The 22386-nt window shown below is 70.4% G+C and carries 14 protein-coding genes and 1 riboswitch; of the genes, 9 read left to right on the forward strand and 5 right to left on the reverse strand.

Annotation, left to right across the window (positions count from 1 at the left end):
• Positions 1–7: 7 nt before the first annotated feature.
• Positions 8–1258: an SGNH/GDSL hydrolase family protein gene (locus DDV73_RS21040; protein ID WP_109509212.1), complete on the forward strand. Its 1251-nt coding sequence runs from the start codon at positions 8–10 to the stop codon at positions 1256–1258.
• A gap of 40 nt (positions 1259–1298) precedes the next feature.
• On the opposite strand, the gene DDV73_RS21045 is transcribed toward DDV73_RS21040, so the two are convergent.
• Together DDV73_RS21045 and DDV73_RS29625 are read right to left on the reverse strand one after the other, a co-directional pair.
• Positions 1299–2405: an RNA-guided endonuclease InsQ/TnpB family protein gene (locus DDV73_RS21045; RefSeq protein ID WP_240617394.1), complete on the reverse strand. Its 1107-nt coding sequence runs from the start codon at positions 2403–2405 to the stop codon at positions 1299–1301.
• The gene (locus DDV73_RS29625) at positions 2321–2512 is read right to left on the reverse strand and encodes a helix-turn-helix domain-containing protein (RefSeq protein ID WP_338066403.1); all 192 of its coding nucleotides are present in this window, start codon (positions 2510–2512) and stop codon (positions 2321–2323) included. The genes DDV73_RS21045 and DDV73_RS29625 overlap by 85 nt, the downstream gene beginning before the upstream one ends.
• Before the next feature lie 66 nt (positions 2513–2578).
• Here DDV73_RS29625 and DDV73_RS21050 point away from each other — a divergent pair, with 66 nt between their 5' ends.
• From DDV73_RS21050 to DDV73_RS21065, 4 genes are all read left to right on the forward strand, one after another.
• The gene (locus DDV73_RS21050; RefSeq protein WP_109509213.1) at positions 2579–7804 is read left to right on the forward strand and encodes an RCC1 domain-containing protein; all 5226 of its coding nucleotides are present in this window, start codon (positions 2579–2581) and stop codon (positions 7802–7804) included.
• 457 nt (positions 7805–8261) lie between these two features.
• Positions 8262–9638, forward strand: a complete 1377-nt coding sequence (locus DDV73_RS21055) for a PhoH family protein (protein WP_109509214.1) — start codon at positions 8262–8264, stop codon at positions 9636–9638.
• 285 nt (positions 9639–9923) lie between these two features.
• Positions 9924–10571, forward strand: coding sequence for an aggregation-promoting factor C-terminal-like domain-containing protein (locus DDV73_RS21060; RefSeq protein ID WP_109509215.1), 648 nt, complete (start codon positions 9924–9926; stop codon positions 10569–10571).
• A gap of 40 nt (positions 10572–10611) precedes the next feature.
• Positions 10612–10767, forward strand: a riboswitch (FMN riboswitch).
• Positions 10768–10849: 82 nt separating this feature from the next.
• The gene (locus DDV73_RS21065) at positions 10850–11305 is read left to right on the forward strand and encodes a 6,7-dimethyl-8-ribityllumazine synthase (RefSeq protein WP_109509216.1); all 456 of its coding nucleotides are present in this window, start codon (positions 10850–10852) and stop codon (positions 11303–11305) included.
• 206 nt (positions 11306–11511) lie between these two features.
• Here DDV73_RS21065 and DDV73_RS21070 read toward each other — a convergent pair whose 3' ends face one another.
• A complete protein-coding gene (locus DDV73_RS21070; protein ID WP_109509217.1) occupies positions 11512–12897 on the reverse strand; it encodes a class II fumarate hydratase in 1386 nt (461 codons plus the stop codon).
• 121 nt (positions 12898–13018) lie between these two features.
• On the opposite strand from DDV73_RS21070, the gene DDV73_RS21075 reads away from it, so the two are divergent.
• Positions 13019–14359: a lipase family protein gene (locus tag DDV73_RS21075; RefSeq protein WP_109509218.1), complete on the forward strand. Its 1341-nt coding sequence runs from the start codon at positions 13019–13021 to the stop codon at positions 14357–14359.
• A gap of 65 nt (positions 14360–14424) precedes the next feature.
• Positions 14425–14991 carry a TetR-like C-terminal domain-containing protein gene (locus DDV73_RS21080; protein ID WP_109509219.1) on the forward strand — a complete coding sequence of 189 codons (567 nt, stop codon included), beginning with the start codon at positions 14425–14427 and terminating at the stop codon, positions 14989–14991.
• Between the two features lie 6 nt (positions 14992–14997).
• Here the strand turns inward: DDV73_RS21080 and DDV73_RS21085 are convergent, their stop codons facing one another.
• Positions 14998–15678, reverse strand: coding sequence for a spermidine synthase (locus DDV73_RS21085; protein WP_109509220.1), 681 nt, complete (start codon positions 15676–15678; stop codon positions 14998–15000).
• Between the two features lie 104 nt (positions 15679–15782).
• Here DDV73_RS21085 and DDV73_RS21090 point away from each other — a divergent pair, with 104 nt between their 5' ends.
• Positions 15783–17543 (forward strand): AMP-binding protein, encoded by a 1761-nt coding sequence (locus tag DDV73_RS21090; protein WP_109509221.1) that lies wholly within the window; start codon positions 15783–15785, stop codon positions 17541–17543.
• A gap of 87 nt (positions 17544–17630) precedes the next feature.
• Here the strand turns inward: DDV73_RS21090 and DDV73_RS21095 are convergent, their stop codons facing one another.
• Positions 17631–20597 (reverse strand): S8 family serine peptidase, encoded by a 2967-nt coding sequence (locus tag DDV73_RS21095; RefSeq protein WP_109509222.1) that lies wholly within the window; start codon positions 20595–20597, stop codon positions 17631–17633.
• A 193-nt stretch (positions 20598–20790) separates the two neighbouring features.
• Here DDV73_RS21095 and DDV73_RS21100 point away from each other — a divergent pair, with 193 nt between their 5' ends.
• Positions 20791–22251, forward strand: a complete 1461-nt coding sequence (locus DDV73_RS21100) for a PhoX family protein (protein ID WP_109509223.1) — start codon at positions 20791–20793, stop codon at positions 22249–22251.
• Positions 22252–22386: the final 135 nt, after the last annotated feature.

Below are 22386 nucleotides of genomic sequence, written 5' to 3' on the forward strand. Positions count from 1 at the left end.
ACCGGCGATGTTCGCGAACCGACGGATGCGAGAGACCAGGCGGGCGGCTGCCGCCGCCGGCCTGGTCGCCGCGCTCATGCTCGCCGTCCCGGCGATGGGGATGGTCTCGGGCGCCGGGGGGCCGGCGCCCGGGATCCCCGCGGCCGACGACGACCTGCCCGAGCCCGACCCGGACTGCTCGACCGACATCGCCCGCCGGCTGATCGTGGGCGGCGACGGCGTGGCGTACGGCGCCAAGGACGAGTCCGAGGAGATCGGCACCCTCACCGACCGCTACTCCGACAAGCTGCTCAAGACGCTGCAGGACGAGCACCCGGGTCCATGGTGCCTCTACAACACCAGCGACACCGTCGAGGACTCCGACTACGTGATCCCGACCGAGGCGTACCGCACCGAGGGCAGTCCCACCCAGCAGTCGCAGGCCCACGCGCTCCGCCCGCACCTGATCGTGCTGACGGTCGGCCGGGACAACGACGGCATCCGGTCGCATGTGACCACCTGCCTGGAGAAGATCCGCGACCACGAGTTCCTGCAGGCCAACACGTGTGCGCTGACGGCGCTCAACCACCCGACGGCGTACACCAAGCTGAAAGAGGACCTCGCCGACATCCTCGGCAAGTACAAGACCCAGATGGACGGCAACCCGAACCTCGTGGTGGCCGTGACCGGCTACTTCAACCCCTATCCCGAGGCGACCAAGGTCGCCACCAAGATCCCGGGGTTCTGCGCGGACCTGCAGGACACGATCCCGACCTGCACGATCCGGTGGGTGCAGCTGCCGCCGGCGCTGGTGATCCTCGACCAGGTCGTCCAGAAGCTGAACACCACGATCGAGGGCGTGGTCGACCAGTTCGAGACCTCCTCGCAGGGGCGCTACTTCTTCGCCAACCCCTACGAGAAGTTCAAGGGCCACTGCATGCAGATGGACGTCGAGATCAAGACGGTCGTCTACCACCCGCCGAACACGGTCCACAACCACGACTCCGACGAGGACTTCGGCTGCGAGGACGACAGCTGGATCGAGGACGACGGCGACGTCGGCACGATGACGCCGTTCTTCTACCTGACTCCCGCGGTGACCGGCATCCTCACCGTCGCGACCCAGAAGACCGAGCACATGGGCTACTACCCGAATGCCAAGGGTCACGAGTGCATCGCGGAGCTGGTCTACGAGGCGAAGACCGATGACGGCCTGCTGCTGAAGAACAAGCTCGGGATACCGAAGCCGCCGAACGACCCGACGGAGCCATGCACTTGACGTCCTCCCCGGACCGAAGTCCCAGGGATTCCAACCCTGATCACGCGGAAAGGAGGCGATTGGGTTGAGGTTCACGTTTCACAGACCGACTGGTGTCGAGGTCTCCACGTGCTGTCACCGCCCGTCCGGCGGCGATGTTGCGGGCCGCGTTGACGTCGGCGTGCCCGGTGTAACCGCAGGACCGACAACGGAAGACGGCTTGGCTCTCGCGCGCTTCCGCATCGACGGTCTTGCACACCGAACACGTCTGGGACGTGTACGCGGCAGGTACCTTCTCCACCCGACCGGGTGCCTTGTGCTCAAGCCGCGCCACGAGATTGCCCCACCCGTTGGCGAGGATGCCCCGGTTCAACGCGGTCTTCTGGACCACGTTGCGGCCCGGATCCGCCACGGTTCCTCGCGCGGTGCGAGTCATGGCTCCAACGTTGAGGTCCTCGACCCGAATCACGTCGTAGCGTCGCGCCAAATCGGTAGAGGTCTTCTCCACCCAATCCTTACGTCGATCGGCCTCGCGGGCCCTCAGCCGCGCGATGGCCGCCTTCGTCTTGTGGCGGCGGTGCGATCCGCGCTGTGCTCGCGCAAGGCGGCGCTGCAGCCGCCGCAGCCGCTCGGTCTCCGTGGGTCGCAGTCCCGAGCAATGCAGCAGATCCCCGCTCGACAAGGCAGCGGAAGTCTGTACTCCCCGGTCCACCCCGACTACCTCACCGCTCCCGGGCGCGGGAATCGTGTCGGGTACGGCGGCGAACGCGATGTGCCAGCGGCCAGCCGCGTCTCGGGTGACCCGGTAAGACACGGCGGCTGGCACCGGGCGCGACACCCGGAACTGGACCCAGCCCACCTTCGGGACCCACACCGCACCTCGGTTGCGGTTCAGCTGGCGTACATGCCGAGGTTTGACCGACACGATTCTGAACCCGTCATGCCGGCCGAGCTTGCGCCACGTCGGTCGTCGATGCGCGCCGGCGAAGAAGTTCGTCATTGCCTGGGCGAAGTCCCTAAGCGCCTGCTGCTGCACCATCTGCGCGCCCGCCCGCAACCACTCGAACTCCCGTCGGGCCTCGGTCAGCTGCCGCGCCTGCTCGTGGTAGCCGGGCGCATGTCCGCGGCGGCTCCGACGCCAATGCGACTGCTGCTCAACGGGTTCCACACGAACCGGGCGTGCGAGCAGTGCTCCAACAGCAGCATCTCCTGCGTTGGAGTCGGCGTCAACCGGAACCTAGCCATAGCCCAGATCTTGACAGCCTGCACCGACACTCCGACGGAAGGAGGGAGCGGCGATTCCTCCTGGACTGACGTCCGGGGCTGCGCGCCGCGCCTTCGATGAACCTTGCCACCCGCTCCCGGCTGTCGGACCTCGCGCTTCGGTTCGCCTGCGCGCTGGGCCTGGTCCTGGTCGTGCTCGCGATCAATAACGGCGGCGCACGCGGTGACATCGGCGAGGCCGCGGTCGCGGCCGTCGCCGACAAGCAGCGGCTGGTCGCGCTCGGCACCCAGCACACCTGTGCGATCACCGACAACGGCGGCGTGGAGTGCTGGGGCAACAACGACCAGGGCCAGCTCGGCAACGCCACCTTCTCGACCAGCACGAAGCCGCAGCCGGTCGCCGGTCTCGCTGGTGTCCGCCAGGTGGTGGGCGGCGCGCAGCACACCTGCGCCCTCCTGCACGGCGGCTCGGTGAGCTGCTGGGGGCAGGGCGGCAGCGGCCAGCTCGGCAACAACGACCCGCTCGGCCAGAACAGCTTCGTCCCGGTCGCGGTCGCCGGCCTCACCGGCGCCACCGCAATCGCCGGCGGCGGCTTCCACAACTGCGCGCTGCTCGGCGACGGCACGGTGAGCTGCTGGGGCCAGGACGGCATGGGTCAGCTGGGTGACGGAGCTCCTGGCGACTTCGCGATCGCACCCGTCGCCGTACCGGGGATCACGGCGGCGAACCCGGCGACCGCGATCGCGGCCGGTGAGTTCCACACGTGCGCCCTGCTCGCGGACGACACCGTGCAGTGCTGGGGCGCCAACGGGTCCGGTCAGCTCGGTGACGGCACGACCGACGACCGCGCCGTGCCGACCGACGTCGCGGGCCTGCCGGACGCCGGCGACCATCCGGCGCTCGCTCTCACCGCCGGCAACGCCCACACCTGTGTCGTGGTCGACGACCCGAACCGCGCGTTCTGCTGGGGCCTGAACACCTACGGCCAGCTTGGGCACAAGACCGCGCTCGAGGGCGAGCCCGGCCACCAGACCATGAAGCCGAGCCCGACCCCGCTCGTCGTGCAGTACGACGCGAACCCGAGCCCGCTCGACGAGGACATCCAGACCCTCGAGGGCCTGCTGTCGGTCTCGGCCGGTGAGTTCCACACGTGTTCCCTGGTGAGCCCGGCGGCCGTTAGCTGCTGGGGCCAGAACGGCAACGGCCAGCTCGGCGCCGACCCCAAGCCGGACTCCGGCGAGGACGACGCGGAGGAGGAGCCCTACGAGGACAGCGTCTATGCGCCGCAGGTCCCGGGGCTGGCCGTCGACGCGGTCGTCGCCGGCGGCTACCACACCTGCGCGGTCGACGGCGCCGCCGTGAGGTGCTGGGGGTTCAACTTCCACGGCCAGCTCGGGTCGCACAAGAACTCCGTGCCGACCGCCACCACGGTCACCTCGATCACCGGTGCGCTCGCCGTCGCCGCCGGCACCGACTTCGCCTGCGCGATCACCGAGGCCGACATTCCGCGCCGTACCGTCTGCTGGGGCTCCAACGCCGACGGCCGGCTCGGGGCCGAGACCGGCGTACCGCTGACCACCGTGCGGATGCCGGTGGCCGACCTCGGCCTCACCGCCGACGTCGACCTCGGCAACGGCCAGGCCTGCGTCCGCCCGTCGGGCTCGACGACCCTGCGCTGCTGGGGCCGCAATGCCGACGGCGAGCTGGGTGACGGCACCACCGCGTCCCGCAACAAGCCGGTGGTCTCGGTCGCCGACGTGACGGCGTACGACGCGGGCGGGTCGTTCGAGGCGCCCGCCGAGCGCGGCACCACCTGCGCGGTGCGCGGCACCGGCAAGGTCAGCTGCTGGGGGGAGAACGGGCACGGCCAGCTCGGCGACAACACCGTCGTCGACAGCCCGAACCCGGTCACCGTGAAGTACGACAGCAACCCCGACCCGGACGAGGTCACGGTCAGCGACCTGACCGGCGTCGCGGACGTGGCGGTCGGCGGCTTCCACGGCTGCGCGCTGCTGACCAGCGGGCAGGTGCGCTGCTGGGGTCTCAACTCCGCCGGCCAGCTCGGCGACAACAGCAGTGGCAACGAGCGGCACCTCGCCGTACTCGTCCAGAACGACGACGACCCGGACACCGACACCCCGCTCACCGGTGTCGCGGACCTCGTCGCCGGCGCGGCCCACACCTGCGCGGAGATGACCAACGGCGACGTCCGCTGCTGGGGGACCAACGGCGCCGGCCAGCTCGGCGACCAGACCGGCACCTCGCGCTCCGACGCAACCAAGCTGGTGCGCACCAACAACCCGCCGCCGTTCGGTGTGATCGGCGACCTCGGCGACGCGACCACCCTCGCGGCCGGCGACCACCACACCTGCGCGATCCGGGCGGGCAGCAACGCCAGCGGCGGCGGTGTCGTCTGCTGGGGCAGCAACGCGTTCGGCCAGAGCGGTGGTGGCGGCAGCGCGGCGGTGTACGTCGTGTCCAAGCCGCAGGTCGACATCGGCAGCGCGCTCGTCACCTCGCTGGCCGCCAGCCGCAAGAACACCTGCGTGACGATGATCGACAAGAGCGTGCGCTGCCTCGGCGACAACCAGCTCGGCCAGATCGGCGACGGCATCGGCACCCGCAGCATCGCGCCGCTCCTGGTCGGCGAGCTGCCGTCGGTGGGCGGCAACCACATCCCGAGCCCGGTTAACGACACCGTCGAGACCACGCCGGGAGTCGCGGTCACGGTCGACGCGCTCGCCAACGACACCGACGAGGACGGCGACACCCTGACCCTGGACCACCTCGGCCCGACGGTGAACGGCTCCGCGGCCATCGTGGGCGGCCAGGTGGAGTACACGCCGGCGCCCGGCTGCCACGACGAGACGTTCCTCTACTACGTGACCGACGGCCAGGCCGTGGTGCCGGCGACGATCTCGGTGCTGATGAACTGCGCGCCGGTCGCCACCAACGACACCGCCACCACCGCGGAGGACACCCACGTCGACGTGGACGTCCGCGCCAACGACACCGATCCCGAGAACGACCCGCTGACCGTCACCGACGCCGGCGACCCGGCGCACGGCACGACCGCGATCCTCGGCACTGGCGACGTCCGCTACACGCCCGACCCGGACTTCTGCGGCGCCGTTCCCGACGTCTTCGCGTACACGATCTCCGACGGCCACGGGCACACGGCGTCGGCGTCCGTCGCGGTCACCGTCACCTGCGGCAACGACGGCCCGGCGCCCGGCGCGGACGCGCTGTCGACGCCGGAGGACACGCCGGCGGACTTCGACGTACTCGCCAACGACGGCGACGTCGACGGCGACCCGCTGACGCTGTTCTCGGTCGGCGCGGCCAGCCACGGCACCACGTCCGTGCTCGGCAACAAGGTCCACTACCAGCCGGCGGCCGACTACTGCGGCCCGGACACGTTCAGCTACCAGGTCAGCGACGGCCACACCCAGGCCACCGGCAACGCCTCGGTCACCGTGACCTGCGCAGCCGACTCGCCGCGCCCGGCCGCCGACGCGGCGACCACACCCGAGGACACCGACGTGCTGGTCGACGTACTCGCCAACGACACCGACCCGGACGGCGGCGCGCTGACCCTGGGCACGGTCGGCGACCCGGCCCACGGTACGGCGGCCGCCGAGGCCGGCAAGGTCCGGTACACACCCGACGCCGACTACTGCGGGGCGGACTCGTTCAGCTACCAGGTGACCAGCCCGGGTGGCGCCGCGACCGGCTCGGTCGAGGTCTCGGTGACCTGCGTGAACGACGCGCCCGTCGCCGCCGCCGACCAAGCCACGACCGACGAGGACGAGGCCGTCCACATCCACGTGCTCGACAACGACACCGACGTCGACGGCGACACCCTGCACGTCACCGAGGCGAGCGGCGCTTCCCACGGGACCCTGACCCTGGCGATCAACGACGCGGTCGCTTACACGCCCGACGCCGGCTGGTGCGGTGTGGACGCCTTCACCTACACGGTCACCGACTCCAGCGGTGCCACCTCGGTCGGCACGGTCACGGTCACCGTCACCTGTGTCAACGACCCGGTCACGGCCGACCCGGTTGCCGACCAGACCACCCAGTGGGGCGACCTGCTCTCGGTCCCGCTGACCGGCAGCGACGGCGACGACCCGCCGGACGCACTCAGCTGGTCGCTGGTCAGTGGCCCCGCGGGCGCCTCGGTTGCCAGCAGCGGCACCTTCCTCTGGACGCCGACCCAGAACCAGCTCGGCGCGCACCCGGTGACCGTCCAGGTCTCCGACGGCCAGTCCACCGCGCAGCGTTCGTTCACCGTCAGCGTCACCAAGCGCGCCACCGTCGTCGCGTACGACGGATCGGTGACCGCGCAGACCTCCGACCCGGCCGCTGTCTCCGCGCTGCTGACCGACGCCGGGACCGGCCAGCCGCTCGCCGCCCGCGACCTGACCTTCACCCTGGGCGCGGCCACCGCTCCGGCCACGACCGGCGCCGACGGCCGGGCGACGGCGAGCATCGCGGTCACCGGCGCACCCGGCGTCCGCCAGGTCGTTGCGGCGTACGCCGGGGACGCGGCGTACGCACCGTCCTCGGCGAGCCAGCCGTTCACGGTGACCAAGGAGTCGGTCGACACCACGTTCGGCGGTCAGCCGCAGTCCCTGACCGCGGGCGCGAACGCCTCGGTCACGCTGACCGCCGAGGTGGTCGAGCAGGCCGACGGCACCCTCGCCGGCGCGCTGAGCAACGTCGTGGTCTCGTTCAAGCGGCTCGACGGCACCCTGATCTGCAGCGCCAACGCGGCTCCGACCACGCCCGGCAAGGCCCGCGCGCAGTGCTCGGCCACGCAGGCGGTGGGCAGCCGTGCCGTCGTGGTCACGACCGCCAGCCCGACGTACGCCGGCCCGGCCGACGTTGGTGTGGCCACGGTGGCCAACCAGGGCGCCGGCTTCGCCTCCGCGGCGGCCGGTACCGGCGTCCGCGACTTCGGGTTCCAGGCCCGGCCGGTCAAGAAGGCGCCGCCCACCGGCAACGTCGTGGTCGTCGTACCCACCGTCGGCGGGCTCGCGGTGATCGAGTCCTCGACGCTGACCGCGCTTACCACCACCTGCGCCGGCAACCCGAAGATCTGCCCGGCCAGCCTGGCGGCGGGGTCAGCCACGGTGCGGGTCGTCGACCTGAGCACCGGCACGGTCGGGCCTGACCTCGGCACGGCAACAATCCAGCTGGACGTGCGCGACGTCGCCAACCCCGGAGCCGGCGCTGACACCTGGGCATCCAGCGTCAGCGGCCCGGTCGTCGACGTGTTCGGTACGCCGGCCAGCCAGGCCGTGATCGGCTTCGGCAACCTCACCGTCGCGCCTTAAGCCCGGCTCCACCGATGGCCGCCTGCTGCGCGCCGCCATGCGGGCGCGCTGGCTGCGTTGGCGAAGACTCGACGGGCCTCCGGCCCGCCTTCGCTCCGCCGCCTTGCCATCACACCCGCCTGACGACGCTCGCGACGGCGCCATCGGTGGAGCCGGGCTGATCGAGCCCCTCTGTAACCGGCCGTTCACCACGCATTCGGGAGTGTTGCTGGGAACCTGAGGCGAGTCCCGGTACCTCCTTGAGTAACGGCGAGCGGGGAAGCTCGCCGTACTGGGAGGCCCGTTCGTGAGACCTCACGACTGCACGACGCGACTGCTGGTCCGGGAGTTCCCCGGGCCTAGGGGTAGTGGAGTGGGGAGCCGGCACTCCGGCTTTCGGACGTCATCCCGGTCCAACCGTGTGAGTTAGGGCCGGGAACGTCGAGTTGCGGCGTGCTGGGTCCAGAAGGGGTAGACCGTGGCCTCTCCGAACTCATCTGCCAAGCGCTCCACGCGGGCATCCACCGCAAAGCGCAAGGCCCCGTCGAAGAAGGCGGGAACCCGAACCTTCGTCCTCGACACGAGCGTCCTGCTGGCCGACCCCGGCGCGCTCCGTCGTTTCGAGGAGCACGAGGTGGTCCTACCAGTCGTCGTGATCACCGAGCTCGAGGGCAAGCGTCACCACCCTGAGCTCGGCTTCTTCGCCCGCACCGCGCTGCGGACGCTCGACGAGCTGAGGATCGAACACGGTCGCCTCGACCAGCCGGTTCCGATCGGCTCCGCCGGCGGCACCCTCCGCGTCGAGCTCAACCACATCGACGCCGAGGTCCTCCCGACCGGCTTCCGGCTCGGGGACAACGACACCCGGATCCTCGCGGTCGCCTGCAACCTGGCCACCGAGGGCAACCCGGTCACCCTGGTCTCCAAGGACCTGCCGCTGCGGATCAAGGCCTCGGCGGTCGGCCTGGACGCCGAGGAGTACCGCGTCGAGCGGATGAGCGACTCCGAGGCCGGCTACACCGGGATGGTCGAGCTGGAGGTGGGCGGCGGCGACCTCGACGAGCTGTACGACGACGGCACCCTCGACCTGGAGCCGGCCCGCGAGCTGCCCTGCCACACCGGCCTGGTGCTGCTCTCGGAGCGGGGTACGGCGCTCGGCCGGGTCGGTGCGGACAAGCAGGTGCACCTGGTCCGCGGCGACCGGGAGGCGTTCGGCATCCACGGCCGCTCGGCCGAGCAGCGGATCGCGCTCGACCTGCTCCTCGACCCGGACATCGGCATCGTCTCGCTCGGCGGCCGGGCCGGCACCGGCAAGTCGGCGCTGGCACTGTGCGCGGGCCTGGAGGCGGTGATGGAGCGCCGCCAGCACAAGAAGGTGGTGGTCTTCCGGCCGCTGTTCGCCGTCGGCGGCCAGGAGCTCGGCTACCTGCCGGGCACCGAGTCGGAGAAGATGTCGCCGTGGGGTCAGGCGGTCTTCGACACGCTCGGCGCGCTCACCACCCCGGACGTCATCGACGAGGTGCTCGACCGCGGGATGCTCGAGGTGCTGCCGCTGACCCACATCCGCGGCCGCTCGCTGCACGACGCGTTCGTGATCGTCGACGAGGCCCAGTCGCTGGAGCGCAACGTGCTGCTGACGGTGCTGTCCCGGATCGGCGCCAACTCCAAGGTCGTGCTGACCCACGACGTCGCCCAGCGCGACAACCTGCGGGTCGGCCGGCACGACGGAGTGGTCGCGGTCGTCGAGCGGCTGAAGGGACACCCGCTCTTCGCGCATGTGACCCTCACCCGGTCCGAGCGGTCGCCGATCGCGGCGCTGGTCACCGAGATGCTGGAGAACGTCACCCTCAGCTGACCGCGGAACGCGAGCGCAGCGAGCCTGTTCTGCGGAACAGATGATGAGCCCGCCGAAGGCGGACGACGCCTTCGGCGGGCTCACCGCTGTGTGTTCTGTGACACATGTGACTGGGGACCCCGGCTGGATCCCTACATTTTCCGGGCCGGGGTTTGAATCCACCAAGGATGTGCTGCAGGGTGGCCCGTGATTGATTCGTAACCTGGGAGGGAGATTCGGGTTGATATGGGGCATGCACACCATTTGTCCCAGTTTCAGCTCGTGAGCTGATCTGTGCCTAAACATGTGAAGTACGTGCCGAAGCACCGGCAACCGGTCAAGGCGACTGACACCCCCAAGAAGGTGCTGCGCACCACCCTGGTGCTGTCGTCGGTGGCGGTAGCCACCACCGGAGCCACCGTGACCGGCGGACTCTTTGCCGACGGGCTCAGCCCGCAGCAGCGTGATAGCACCGACAAGCTCTCCGCCTCCAGCGTCGACCAGGCTGAGCTCAACAAGCGCCTCTCCGAGCGCCTGGCCAAGCGCGACAAGAAGGTCCCCACCCGTTCCGACCGCCGCGAGGCCACCGACCCGGCGAAGGTTGCCGCACTGTCGGGCTCCGAGGGCGGTGGGTTCGCCAAGACCGAGGACCTTTCCGACGACGACCCACGCGACATCGCCCGCGCCCTGCTCGGCGAGTACGGCTTCAGCGTCGACGAGTTCGACTGCCTGGACGCGCTGTACATGAGCGAGAGCGGCTGGCGGGTCGATGCCGACAACCCCACCTCCTCGGCGTACGGCATCCCGCAGGCGCTGACCGCAATGCACGACCTGCCGGAGGGCTACATGACCTCCGCCGAGGTGCAGATCCGTTGGGGCCTGGACTACATCCAATCCCGCTACGGCACCCCCTGTGCCGCGTGGTCCTTCAAGCAGGGCCACAACTGGTATTAGGCCTCCACTGTATTAGAGACTCTGCGCTAGTATCGCCCTGAAACGTTCTCAGGGCGGGGTGGAACTCCCCACCGGCGGTGATGTGGTCCCGGCCATCCGGGACCACCAGCCCGCGAGCGCCTGCCACCTGGCAGGGACAGCAGATCCGGTGCGACTCCGGAGCCGACGGTCACAGTCCGGATGGAAGAGAACGCGGCTCGACCGACGGTGCTGGCCGGTGCTGGCTGCCTTCGTTCGCGTCGTCACGCCCTGGGTGACCACGCGAACAGGAGGACAACATGACGCAGTCACCCGTAGCCCCACCTTCACGCCGCATCGCCATCCTCGCCGCCCGCTGGCACGCCGACATCGTCGACTGTGCCGTCGAGGCGTGCGCCGCCCGGCTCACCGAGCTGGGCTACGACCTCGACGTGGTCGAGGTGCCCGGCGCCTTCGAGATCCCGCTCGCTGCCCGCCGGCTCGGCCGGTCGGGGGAGTACGACGCCGTCGCGGCCTGCGCACTGGTCGTCAACGGGGGCATCTACCGGCACGACTTCGTGGCCGGCGCCGTCGTCGACGCGCTGATGCGGGTCCAGCTCGAGACCGACGTACCGGTCTTCTCGGCCGTGCTCACCCCGCACCACTTCCACGAGCACGACGAGCATGACCGCTACTTCAAGCAGCACTTCGTGACCAAGGGCCGCGAGCTTGCGGCCGCCATCGCCGACGTCGTACCGCTGCCGGTAGCGGCGTAGGGCCGGACCTCGGCGCGGCGGCTCGCGATCTGCGGTCGCCACCCTCACGACCGCGGGTCGAAGGTCGCCACGAGCGACCGGAGCCGCCGCGCCTCCTCAGGCACCCTGCGCTGCTGATCCTTCAGCAGGGCGCCCCACGGCAGTATGCGCCTGACCGTTGGTCAGACCAATAGTATCGCTGGCGATGCTATCGCCGTTGGTACCAACTAGCCGGGTCTCGTCATCGACGTGACGTCGAGGGCGGCGTCGAGCTGCTCTTCGGTGAGTACGCCGTCGCGCAGGAAGCCCATCGCGATCACCGTCTCCCGAATCGTCGCGCCGTCTGCCAGGGCCTGCTTGGCGACCTTGGCGGCGGTCTCGTAGCCGAGGTACTTGTTCAGCGGGGTTACCACCGACGGCGACGACTCGGCGTACCGCCGCATCCGGTCCCGGTCGGCGGTGATGCCGTCGATGCAGCGGGTTGCGAGCAGCACGGTCGAGGTGGACAGCAGCCGGATCGACTCCAGCAGGTTCCGCGCGATCACCGGCATCATCACGTTCAGCTCGAAGCTGCCGCTCGCGCCGGCGGTGGCGATCGCGGCGTCGTTGCCGATCACCTGGGCGCAGACCATCAGCGTCGCCTCGGGGAGCACCGGGTTGACCTTGCCGGGCATGATGCTGGATCCCGGCTGCAGGTCGGGCAGGTGGATCTCGGCCAGGCCGGTGGTCGGGCCGGACGACATCCAGCGCAGATCGTTGCAGATCTTGGTGAGGCCGACCGCGATCGTGCGGAGCACACCGCTCAGCTCGACCAGCGAGTCGCGCGCGCCCTGGGCCTCGAAGTGGTTGCGCGCCTCGGTGAACTCCTGTCCGGTGAGTACGCCGATCTCGGCGATCGCCGCGGCCGCGAAGCCGGGCGGGGTGTTGATGCCGGTGCCGACGGCGGTGCCGCCGAGCGGTAGCTCCCGGACCCGGGGGAGGACCGCGTCGAGCCGCTCGGTCGCGTAGCGCACGGTCGCGGCGTACCCGCCGAGCTCCTGGCCGAGGGTCACCGGTGTCGCGTCCATCAGGTGGGTGCGGCCGGACTTCACGGCGTCCACGAACTCCGTGGCCTTGGCCTCGAGGCTGGTGGCCAGGGTGGCGAGCGCCGGCTGCAGGTCCTCGACGACGGCAAGGGTGGCGGCGACGTGGATCGAGGTCGGGAAGGTGTCGTTGCTGGACTGCGACGCGTTGACGTGGTCGTTGGGGTGGACGTCCACCCCGGTGCGTCCGGCGAGGCTGGCGATCACCTCGTTGGCGTTCATGTTCGAGCTGGTTCCGGAGCCGGTCTGGAACACGTCGAGCGGGAAGTGCCCGTCGTGCTCACCGGCCGAGATCTCGGCGGCGGCCGCCCGGATCGCGTCCGCCTGGCTCCGGTCGAGTACGCCGAGCTCGGCGTTGGCCTTCGCGGCGGCCGACTTGATCGTCGCCAGTGCCTGGATGTGACGCGGCTCCAGCGTGGTGCCGCTGATAGGGAAGTTCTCGATCGCCCGCTGGGTCTGGGCCCGCCACAGTGCGTCCGCAGGCACCGCGACCTCGCCCATCGAGTCGTGCTCGATCCTCGTGTCATTCACGCCTCCGACGCTACCGGCAGGCGCTACATGTGACGCCGCTCACGGTGTTATCGCAGTCACAGTTGCGATAGCGTGCCGCCCACTGACTGTGACGGCTTACACACGCCTTGGAAGGTGTCCGATGCCCAGACTCAGCCCGCGAGCAGCAGCCGCCCAGCTCGCCGCCAGCTTCCTTCTCGTCCTGGCCGCCCTGGTGCCGGGCACCGCCGGCGCCACCGCCGGTGCCGCTGCGAGTGCCGCTGCCGCCGATCCCTTCTACACCTACGACGGCGCCCAGCCGCTGTCGTCGTACGAGCCGGGCGAGGTGCTGAAGACCCGGACCCTCAGCTACCACGTGGTGGGCATCCCGACGCCAGTGCAGGCCGTGCAGATCCTCTACCGCAGCACCGACGCGCAGGGAAAGCCGGCCGCCAACGTGACGTCTGTTCTCAAGCCGCCCGGCAAGGTGAACGGCAACGCGGTGTCCTACCAGTCGTTCTACGACTCCATGAACCCGGAGGACGGCCCCTCGCGGGCGATCGCGGGCGACGTCTCGCTGGGCGGGCTGATCGCCAACGTGGAGTCGATCTTCATCGCGCCGCTGCTGGCGCAGGGCTACACGGTGCTCGTGCCCGACACCGAGGGCCAGGACGCCAACTTCGCCGCCGGACCGGAGTACGGCTACAACACCCTCGACGGGATCCGGGCCGCGAGTGCGGCCGAAGCCACCGGCCTCACCTCGGCGACCCGGGTCGGCATGCTCGGCTACTCGGGTGGCGCGATCGCGACCAGCTGGGCGGGCACCCTGGCCCCGGAGTACGCGCCCGACGTCAACCGGCGGCTGGTCGGCTTCACCGAGGGCGGCCTGCTGGTCGCCCCGGCCCACAACCTGAAGTACGTCTCGGGCAGCCTGGTCTGGTCCGGCATCGCGCCGATGGCGATCGCGGGCGTGGCCCGGTCCTACGACATCGACTTCGACAAGTACCTCAACGACAAGGGCAAGCAGGTCATCGCCAAGATGCAGCAGGCGTCGATCATCAACGTGCTCGGCCAGTACCCCGGCCTGACCTGGAAGCAGCTGGTCAAGCCCGAGTACGCCAACCCCAACTCCGTGCCCGAGTACGTCGACACCGTCAACAAGCTGAACCTCGGCTCCGCGCCGACGCCGACCGTCCCGATGTTCGTCGCGCAGGGCGGGGGCGGCTACTTCGAAGGCACGTCCGGCACCAAGCCCGGGATCGGCGCTGGCGACGGCGTGATGGTCGCCGGGGACGTACGGACCCTGATGCGGCAGTACTGCGCCACGGGTGCGCCCGCGGTGAAGTACCAGCAGTACAGCCTGCTCAGCCACGTCGGGGCCACGGTGCCGTGGGCTCCGCTGGCGCTGCTGTGGCTCAACGATCGGTTCGCCGGGAAGGCCGCGCCGTCGGACTGCGGCCGGATCGCTGCCGGGAACCCGCTTACGCCCGAAGCCCACGAGTGAGGGTCGTGGGTCTGAGCCTGCGCCCTGGCGCTGGCTCAGACCCACGACCTGGCTAGGTTTGGGGGATGGCGGGATTGGGGCGGCGGGGTGCAGCGGTTCATGAGGCGGTGCTGGCCGCGACGCTCCGGGAGATCGAGAGCGGCGGGCTGGACATGCTGACCGTCGCGGCGGTGGCCGCGCGCGCCGGCGTACACGAGACATCGGTGTACCGCAGGTTCCAGACCCGGGAGAACCTCGTGCTGGAGGCGCTGCTGGCCGAGAGCGAGCAGCGGGTTCCGGTGCCAGACACCGGCTCGCTGCGCGGCGACCTGACCGCGACGCTAACCCTGGCCAGCGCGGCGACGGCGGACCCACTGGGCCTTGCCGTGATGCGCAGCGGAACCCTCGCCCACGGCGACTATGCCGAGGAGCGGCGGCGGTTCTGGGCGAGCCGGATCGAGACCTTCACCCCGGTCGTCGAGCGGGCGGTCGCCCGCGGCGAGGTGGCGGCCGACGTCGACACCTCATTGCTGCTGGAGATGCTGGTCGCCATCGTCCACTCCCGCGCGCTGGTCACCGGGTTCCCGCTCGAGGACGACCTGCCGGAGCGGGTCGTCGACGCGCTGCTCGACGGCGTCCCGCGGCCCGGCTGAGTGGGATCAGGGCTGCCGGCTCACGTGCAGCCAGTACTGCTCGGCGCGGCCGTGCAGCGGTACGTCGTACGCCAGCGCCTCGGCGTTGCCGAACACCGTGGCCAGCTCGGCCTCCAGCTCGGGTGAGCGGTCGGCCGACCAGATGGCGAGCACGCCGCCCGGACGGAGGATCCGGCGGGCCTGGGTGAGCGATGGTGCTCGGTAGACCGCCGCGTTGGCGTCGTACACGAGGTACGCCGGGCCGTTGTCGACGTCGAGCAGGACCAGGTCGTACGACGCATCCTTGCCCTCGGCGAGGGCGCCGACGATGTCCGCGACGACGATGCTCAGCCGTTCGTCGGCGAGCAGGGCGGGGCCGTGCGGGGCGGTGCCGTCGCGCATCCAGCCGACCAGCGCCTCCTCGATCTCGACCACGGTCAGCCGCTCGACGCGGGAGTCGGCGAGCACGGCATGCGCGGTGAACCCGAGCCCGAGGCCGCCGACCAGCACCGCGGCCGGGCGGTCCACGAGCGCCAGCGCGTGCTCGGCGAGCGCCCGCTCGCTGCTGGTCTCCAGCGAGTCCATCACGAAGATCCCGTTGACCCTGAGCTCGAGCACCGGGTGCCCCTGGTCGCCGTCGCGGCGGGCGCGCAGGACGACCTCGCCACGCTCGGTCTCCGCGCGCGCGATCTCGGCGTACTCAGGCACTCGCCGACCCTAGACCTTAAGTCTCGAAATGGGTCGTTTCGGTTGCTGTGCAGTGTGACTGCGGTTACGTTCGCGGCAATCAGGCTCGACTGAGGGAGACCGTCATGACCACACCTGCCACCGTTTGCGAGGCCTTCCAGCAGACCGCGAAGATCGATCCGGGCGCGGTCGCGCTGCGGACAGCCGGAGACAACGTCTCCATCACCTGGCGGGAGTACGCCGAGCGGGTCCGCAAGACAGCGGCCGGCTTCGCCAGCATCGGCGTCCAGCGCGGCGATGCCGTGGCGATCATGCTCACCAACCGTCCGGAGTTCGCCTGGGTGGACGCCGGGGCGATGCACCTCGGCGCGATCGGGTTCTCCATCTACAACACCTCCTCGCCGGAGCAGGTTGAGTACCTGTTCGGTAACGCGGAGAACAAGGTCGTGGTCACCGAGACCGCGCTGCTGCCCGCGATCCTCGGCTCCGGCGTCGCGCTGGAACATGTCGTGTGCGTCGACGGCAAGCCCGACGGCGCGACGATGACGCTGGAGGAGCTGGAGGCGGCCGGCGCGGACAACTTCGACTTCGAGGCGGCCTGGAAGGCGGTGCAGCCGGACGACCTGCTCACCCTGATCTACACCTCGGGCACCACCGGACCGCCGAAGGGCGTCCAGCTCAGCCACCGCAACTGCATGGAGACCTTCACCGCGGCGATGAAGGTCGTCGACGTCGGGTTCGGCGACCGGATCACGTCGTTCCTGCCGGCGGCGCACATCGCGGACCGCGGCTCCGCGCAGTACTTCAGCGCCATCCGCGGGGTACAGATCACCTACGTCGCCAATCCGCGGGAGGTTGCCGCCGCCCTGCCCGACTGCAAGCCGACGATCTGGTTCGCGGTTCCGCGCGTGTGGGAGAAGATCAAGATGGGCGTCGAGGCCAAGCTCGCGGCCGAGACCAGCCCGGTCAAGAAGCGGCTCGCCGGATGGGCGTTCGGCCTGGCCGCGAAGAACGCCGAGGCGCGGCTGGCCGGCAAGTCGCTGAGTGGCCTGGACGGCGTCCAGTTCGGGCTCGCCGACAAGCTGGTGCTGAGCAAGGTCCGCGAGGCGCTCGGGATGAGCGAGCTGAAGTGGGCCTGGTCCGGCGCGGCCGCGATCGCGCCGGAGACGCTGAAGTTCTTCATGGGCCTCGGCCTCAACGTGTGTGAGCTGTGGGGTATGTCCGAGACCTCCGGGGCCTCCACGGTCAACCCGCCGGGCAAGGCCAAGGTCGGCACCGTCGGCCCGCCGCTCCCGGGCGTGGAGCTGAAGCTCGCCGACGACGGAGAGGTGCTGGTGAAGTGTGCCGGCAACATGGTCGGCTACCGCAAGGACCTGGAGAAGACCGCCGACACCATCGACGCAGACGGCTGGCTGCACACCGGTGACATCGGCACCATCGACTCGGATGGGTATCTCACGATCGTCGACCGCAAGAAGGAGATCATCATCAACGCGGCCGGCAAGAACATGTCGCCGTCCAACATCGAGAACACCCTCAAGGTGACAACCCCGCTGGCCGCCACCATCGCGGTGATCGGCGATGCCAAGCCCTACAACGTCGCGCTGGTGACCCTCGACCCGGACGCCGCCGCGGCGTACGCCGACAAGCACGGCCTGGCCAACGACCCCGCCGTACTCGCCAAGGACGCCGGCCTGCTCGCCGCCGTACAGAAGGGCATCGACGCCGGCAACGCCAAGCTGTCGCGGGTCGAGCAGGTCAAGAAGGTCGAGGTGCTGCCGACGTACTGGCTGCCCGGCAGCGAGGAGCTCACGCCCACCCTCAAGCTGCGCCGCAAGCCCATCGCCGCCAAGTACGCCGACCAGATCGACGCGCTGTACTCGTAGCGTTTTCGCGGCAGTTTCACTAGGCACCTAGTGAAACTGTCCCAGCCCGTCGGAAGCATCCGACGGGCTGGGACAGTATTTGTGGGGCTAGTTGGTGGTGATGTCGACGGTGGCGCCGTTGGCGCGGGCGCCGGCGCCGGAGTGGTCGAGCAGGCCGAAGTAGCGCTTGCCGGACTCCAGGCCGGACCAGGCCGCGGTCAGCGTGGCCGGCTGGCCGACGGTGGCCGACAGCGGGTTGGGCGTGACCGTGAGGTTGCCCGACCCGGCGCCCGCGAGCCACGAGTGCAGCGTGATCGGCTGGTCGCCAGCGCCGGCCCAGAGGTCGACGTACACGTCGTACGACGCACCCGGCCCGCGGATCACGATGGTCTCGTCGGCGCCGTCGGCGGCGCTGACGAACAGCCGGGTCTTCGAGTCCTTCGCGTAGACATGGACGTCCACATCGACCGCGCCGTGCTCGCCGGCGTACGTCGCGAGCTTCAGCGCCCGGGTGCCGGCCGGCACGTCGATCGTGAACTTCGCGACGTGGTCGTTGGCCGCCGGGTTGGTCGCCGGGAAGGTGCCGCCGACCGCGTTGCGCAGCGTTGCGTTGTGCTGGGTCGAGGCGACCAGGCCGGACACCGTCGTGGACAGGTCGCCGTTGATGCCGGGCGTGACCGAGAGCTCCGCGGAGCCCGAGGTGCCGGTGCCGGTCACCGATGCCGGGCCGGCCATCAGCACCGGCTTGACCGCTATCACGCTGGCCACCGAGTGCTTCCTCCCCTTCCAGACCAGCTTGCCGAACGCGTAAGCGTTCGGGGCCGCCGTCTGGTTGGTGAAGGTGACCGTGAACGTCTTGCTGCGCCCGGGCCGCAGCTCGAACGACTGCGGCGACACCTGAGCGTCGATGCCGGCGAGGCCCTCGACCGAGGCCCGGTAGGTCTCGGTCTTGCTGGACACGTTGGTGACCGTCCGGGTGATCGTCTGCTTGCCGGCCAGCTCGCCGACGGCGATGGTCGGGTAGTTCAGGTCACTCGGGTCGATCTTGCCGTTGGCGCACAGCTCGTGGGTGCTCGGCACGTGGCCCGCGCCGCAGATGTACCGGGTCCAGTCGGTGTACGTCGAGTCGTAGACCAGGCCGGGGTCGAGCGAGAGCCGTGGCCGGACCTGGCCAGCGCCGTACCCGAACGGGTCGGAGGCGCCGCCGGAGTCCTTCTCGATCGCCTTGCCGTCGTTGTCGGTGGTCGTCGCGGTGGTGAGGATCGCGGACTTGACCGCCATCGGCGACCACGCGGGGTGCCGGCCGATGAGGATCGCCGCGATGCCGGCGACGTGCGGGGACGACATCGAGGTGCCGCTGAAGAAGGCGTACTCCTCGCCGTCGCGATCCGACACGGTCGCCGCGAGTACGCCGGTGCCCGGCGCCATCACGTCGGGCTTGAGCAGGTCGGCGTCGGGGGCGGGGCCGCGGGACGAGGTCGACGCCACCTTCGGCGCCTGCGCCCGGCTGACCTCGGCCGCCGCGATGGCCGCGGTCGCATCCGCGGTGGCGGCGTACTCCCGGATCGCGGCACCGACGACGTGGTCGACGTGCACGGTCGGCACCGAGTGCCGCTCGGACTCGATGGTGCTGGCGGCGGCGTTCCACAGGATCATGCCGACGCCGCCGGCGTTCTTGATCTGCAGGCTCTTGTCGACGCGGGCGCCGAGCCGGCGCTCGCAGAGCACGATCTTGCCGACCGCCTTGGCCGGGTCGAGGGTGTTGGCGAGGCAGAGCGAGGCGTTCTCGTCGGTCGCCGCGGCGAGCTTGACGCTGGTCGCGAGCACGAGGGGCGCGTTCGGGGAGGCACCACCGATGCCACCACCGGTGTACGTCGCGCCGTTGCCGAGGGTGACCGACTGGCTGATCGCCCGGTCGTGGGTGCCGTTGGCGACCGTGGTCACCCAGGGCCAGTGCTTGCGCACGGTGCTGGCGCCGGGGCCGGTGTTGCCGGCCGAGGTGGCCACGAACACGCCTGCCTTGCCGGCCCTCAGGAACGCCTGCCCGATCGCGCCCGTGGTGGTCAGCTCGGCGCTGGAGATCGAGTAGTTGATGACGTCCACGCCGTCCGCGGTGGCGGCGTCGATCGCGGCGACCAGGTCGGCGCTGTTGCCGGAGCCGCCGCCGGAGTTGTCGATGTCCCAGAGACCCTTGTAGATCGCGAGCCGGGCCTGCGGAGCGATGCCGGAGCCGAGACCCCAGTCGCGACCCTGCACCTTCATGAGCACGCCGTTGTTGCCGGCGGCGGTGCTGGCGGTGTGGGTGCCGTGGCCGCCGCGGTCACGCGGGGAGACGTACTCCTCCGGGATCGGCTTGGCGCCGGCGCCCGCCAGGATGCCCTTGTCGAAGTACCGGGCGCCGATCACCTTGTTGTTGCAGGTCACCAGCGGCGCCTCGGTGCCGGGGTCGCACTTGCCCTTCCACTTCGCGGCGACGATTTGGTCGGACCGCCAGGTGGTCTCGATCGGCGCGAAGCTCGGTCGCTCCGGCACGAAGCCGGAGTCGATGACGCCGATGATCACGCCGTCGCCGGCCTTGTCGATGCCGCCGACCTTGTCCCAGACCCCGCCCTCGCCGGTCAGGCCGAGGAATCGCGGGGTGCTGATGGTGTCGCCCTGGACCGTCTCGCTGCGCTCGACGGAGAGTACGTCGCCGGAGCGCTCCAGGCGGGCGGCCTCGGTCGCAGTCAGCTCCGCGGCGAAGCCGGCGTAGGTGTAGTTGTAGTCGTAGAGGCTGGTGGCGCCGACCCGGGCGCGGACGTCGGCGCGCTTCTCGTTGAGGTACGTGACGTATTCGCGGACCGCGGGCGTCGCCTTGTCCAGGCGCTCACCGGGCGTGACCTCGGTCGCCTCCAGGCCGGCGATGCCGCCGCCGTACTCGGCGACGGGCGAAGCGGCCAGCTCGACGATGTAGACCTCGGTGTCGGCGTCGGCCGGTGCCGCGGATCCGGCGCTGGCGTTGGCGCCGGTGAGCGCCGGGATGCCGGCCAGTCCGGCAGCGGCCACCGCGAGGGCGGCGAGGCTGCGAGAGCGCATGGGTAGGCGGGAGTGCACGAGAACCTCCAGGTGGCAGGGGAGAACGGCCGGTGGCGGAACACGGCCTGGCGCGCAGTATGCAACACGCGGCCGCGCCGCGTCAGCGCATCCGGCTGGACGTTCCTGGGGGTGCTTGCCACCTCCCGGCGGCGTGCTTAGTGTGGCTGGATCGGGCCGTCCCCCGGGAGTCAGCATGTCCATGCAACGCCGTACCGTCCTGAAGTCTGCAGCAGCCACGACCATCGCGGGTCCGTTCGCGGGCCTGGTGGCCACGCCCGCCGAGGCGAGACGATCACCGAGCGCGGCCGGTCTGGTGCCGGTCGAGGACCATCGCGACGGCGTGGTGCGACTGCACCTGCCGCGCGGGTTCAACTACCGCTCGTTCCACGACACCGAGTTTCCGGTGACGTTGGAGGACGGGACCCGGCTGCCTGGTCGCCACGACGGCATGGGCGCCTTCCATGGGCCCGGCGGCTCGGTGATCCTGGTCCGCAACCACGAGGTCAACAACCCGAGGCCGGCGTTCGGCCCGGGGACGCCGTACGACCCGATGGCCGGGGGCGGGACCACGACCATCCAGGTCACCCGGCACGGCAAGGTCGTCCGGGGCTTCACCAGCCTGAACGGCACGATGATGAACTGCTCGGGCGGCCAGATGCCGTGGGGAGCGTGGGTGACCTGCGAGGAGACGGTCAACGGGCCGGACGTCGGCGCGGACTTCACCGGCACGCCCAACATCCCGCTCCAGCAGCGCCACGGATATGTCTTCGAGGTCCCGGTCAGCCATCAGCCCGGCGCGGGGCAGTCGCGCCGCGAGCCGCTTCGCAGTGCCGGGCGGTTCGCCCACGAGGCGGTCTCCTTCGATCCGCACCACGGTCATCTCTACCTGACTGAGGACAACTTCGCGTTCGCGTCCGGCTTCTACCGGTACCGCCCGCCCCGGCATCCGATGGAGGTCGGCCGGCTGGAGGACGGCGGCCGACTGCAGATGCTGAAGGTGGCCGGCGTCGACAACGCACACCTGGAGGGAGCCCAGGTCCAGGGCACGACGTCCGACGTCGAGTGGGTCGACATCGACGAACCTGACGTCGCCTACCCCTTCACCCCCGGCCAGCCGGCGGCGACGCCGAACGACACGGCACTGACGCACGTCAGCTCGCAGGGCTGGGCGCGGGGTGCGGCGCACTTCTCGCGGCTGGAGGGGCAGGTGTACGACGACGGGGTCGTCTACTTCACCTCCACGCAGGGCGGCGGCGCGGCGGAGGCCGGGACCCACAACCCGGCGGGCTATGGCCGCGGCTCCGGCCAGGTCTGGGCGTACGACGTCCGGAGGGAGCGCCTTCGCGTAGCGTTCCAGTCATCCGGGCCGCTCGAGCTGGACCTACCCGACAACATCACCACGTCCCCGCGCGGCACGCTCGTCGTCTGCGAGGACAACGTGGCCGACAACTTCATCCGTGGCCTGTCGCCGAGCGGGCGGCTCCGGGACATCGCCCTGAACCGGCTGCGCGGCTCGGCCGGGAACGACCGCTCGAACGACGAGTTCGCCGGCTCGACGTTCAGCCCCGACGGTCACACGCTCTTCGTCAACATCCAGGCCAGCGCCGGCATGACCTTCGCGATCTGGGGACCGTGGCGGTCGATCGGCGTCTGAGTTCGGGAGAGAGGGCGCGGACGTCATACGAGACGTGAGCGATAGCTCCCGCACCGTATGACGTCTTGACCTGCCCGCTTGAGGGCGAGACTGGCCCGGGAGCCGTCCACAGATTCGGCAGCCGTGTTCTTCTCC

Source organism: Nocardioides speluncae (genome assembly GCF_003121585.1).
Taxonomy (GTDB): Bacteria; Actinomycetota; Actinomycetes; order Propionibacteriales; family Nocardioidaceae; genus Nocardioides; species Nocardioides speluncae.